The following is a 2429-nucleotide window of genomic DNA, read 5'->3' as shown; positions in this document are numbered from 1 at the left end:
GAGTCGATCTGCACGAACACGCCCTGCAGACCGCCGCGCTCCTGCGCAGAAGCTCCAACCTCGGCGAGGCGTACGCGTTCGTGCGCAGCGATCCGGCGCTGCCGCACCCGGACATCGAACTGGTGTTGCTGACGGGGCAGTTCGTCGACGAGGGGCGCACTCGGCCGCAGTCCGCCGGGTTCACCGTCGCCGTGGTACTGCTCCAGCCGCGAAGCCGCGGCGAGATCGCGCTGCGCGACGCGGATCCGCGGTCTCGGCCGCTGATCGATCCGGGATATCTGAGCGATCCGGAGGACCGGCGAGTCCTCGACGCCGGGCTGCGCATCGCGGAGGAGGTGCTCGACACCGAGCCACTCGCCTCGGCGGCCGGCGCTCCCGTGCAACCGGCGCTGCCACCCGGTCCGGACCGCCGTCGCGCTGCCGTCGAAGCGGCGCAGTCGCTCTACCACCCGGTCGGAACGTGCCGGATGGGGATCGACTCGGCGTCGGTCGTCGACGAACGGCTCCGGGTCCGTGGCGTGCGGAACCTGCGGGTGGCCGACGCTTCTGTCATGCCGGAGATCGTGCGCGGACACACCGCCGCGCCGTCGATGCTCATCGGTGAGCGTGCCGCGGAACTGATCGTGGCCGAGCGAAGGGGCTGACACATGCGGCGCACTGTCTACGACGCCGACCACGAGGCGTTCCGGGGCGTGATCCGCGATTTCCTGCAAGCGGAGGTCGTGCCGCACCACCCGGACTGGGAACGGGCCGGCCAGGTTCCGCGCCGGCTCTACCGGCGGCTGGGGGAGCTGGGTGTGTTCGGCATCCGCGCCCCGGTCGAATACGGCGGCGCGGGGGAGCGCAGCTACAAGTACAACGCGATCCTCATCGAGGAGACCACCAGGGCCGGCGTCGGCCTGGGCGCCGCCCCGGTCCACTTCAACCTGGTGCTCCCCTACCTGATGACCTTCGCCGACGACGAGCAGAAGGAGCGCTGGCTGCCGCCGTTCATCAGCGGCGAGATGATGACCGCCATCGCGATGACCGAGCCGGGGGCCGGTTCCGACCTCGCCGGGATCACCACCACCGCGACGCTGTCCGAGGACGGCAGGCATTACGTGCTGCGCGGATCCAAGACGTTCATATCCGGCGGCGCCCAAGCGGATCTGGTGCTGGTGGTGGCACGCATACCCGGCGACGAACGGCGCGGCCTGTCGATCCTGTGCGTCGACGCCCACTCGCCCGGGTTCGCGGTGGGCCGGCGGCTGGAGAAGATCGGACTGCACGCCCAGGACACGGTCGAGTTGTTCTTCGACGATGTGCGGGTGCCCGCAAACAACCTGCTCGGTGAGGCGGGCCAGGGCTTCAAGTACCTGGTGCACAACCTCGCGGAGGAACGGATGACGATCGCGCTGGGAGCGACGGCGCAGGCAGCCGCGGCGGTCCGCTTCACCGTCGCCTACGTCAAGGAGCGCAAGGCGTTCGGCCGGGCCATCTCCACATTTCAGAACACCAAATTCGTGCTCGCCGACTGCACGGCCCGAGTGCGGGCCATGCAGGCGATGACCGATCAGGCGCTCGACCTGTTCGACGCGGGCGAGCTGACCGCGGTCGACGCGGCCGCCTGCAAGCTGTTCGCCGCGGAGACCGCCGGCCAGGTGATCGACCAGTGCCTGCAGTTGCACGGCGGCTACGGGTTCGTCACCGAATTCCCGATCGCCCGCCTGTACACCGACACCCGGGTGACCCGGCTTTACGGCGGCACGTCGGAGATCATGCGCGGCATCGTGGCCGACGATCTGCTGCACCGTCCTGATTCGGTATAGGTCCGGTATAGCGCCGCTTTCGACAGTGGGCTTCAGGTCGAATGAGGGGAACGCTGTGACAGAGCAGACAGAACAGGCGGCGCCGACCCACTTGGTGGTGCGCAACGACGAGGAGCAGTACTCGATCTGGTGGCTTGGACGCGAGCTTCCGGCCGGATGGCACGCGGAAGGGTTCCAGGGCACCGAGGACGCGTGCCTGGCGCACATCGCCGAAGTGTGGACGGACATGCGACCGGCCAGCCTTCGCCGACGCATGGAGCAGCTCAGTTGACCCCGCTGCTGCCTGCCCGTATCGCCGATCAGGCGGCTCGTACCCCGGCAGCGGTTGCCGTGGTCGACGGCGACCGGTCGCTCACCTATGGCGAGCTCCTCGCCGCGGCAGATCGGGTGGCCGACGCGCTGCGCGCCCGCGGCCTCGGCCCGGAGGACCGGGTCGGCGTGCTGATGCCGCGCGGTCTGGATCTCGTCGTCGCGCTCTTGGGCGTGTGGCGGGCGTCGGCGGCCTACGTCCCACTCGACCCGGCCCATCCAGCTGAGCGGACCAGGTGGATCGTCGCCGACGCCGGCGCGGTCGCCGATCCGGTCTCGGATCTCCTCACCCAGCTCCAGTCGACGGTCGAC

General features: G+C 69.7%; 4 protein-coding genes. All 4 read left to right on the top strand.

Annotated features, from left to right (window positions below):
* The coding region (locus ABZ656_RS57495) for a GMC oxidoreductase (RefSeq protein WP_360280664.1) at positions 1-644 on the top strand (644 nt) is incomplete at its 5' end.
* Positions 645-647: 3 nt separating this feature from the next.
* Positions 648-1808: an acyl-CoA dehydrogenase family protein gene (locus ABZ656_RS57490; protein WP_101400771.1), complete on the top strand. Its 1161-nt coding sequence runs from the start codon at positions 648-650 to the stop codon at positions 1806-1808.
* Between the two features lie 55 nt (positions 1809-1863).
* On the top strand, positions 1864-2079 hold the full coding sequence (locus ABZ656_RS57485) for an MbtH family NRPS accessory protein (protein ID WP_218977851.1): 216 nt from the start codon (positions 1864-1866) through the stop codon (positions 2077-2079).
* Positions 2076-2429 (top strand): AMP-binding protein (locus ABZ656_RS57480; protein ID WP_360280659.1); only part of this gene is annotated, 354 nt, incomplete at its 3' end. The genes ABZ656_RS57485 and ABZ656_RS57480, both read left to right, overlap by 4 nt.

It is taken from the genome of Streptomyces sp. NPDC007095 (genome assembly GCF_040634475.1).
Lineage (GTDB): Bacteria > Actinomycetota > Actinomycetes > Streptomycetales > Streptomycetaceae > Streptomyces.
Note: the sequence above shows the minus strand (reverse complement) of the source record. Positions and strands in the feature narration are given on the sequence as shown.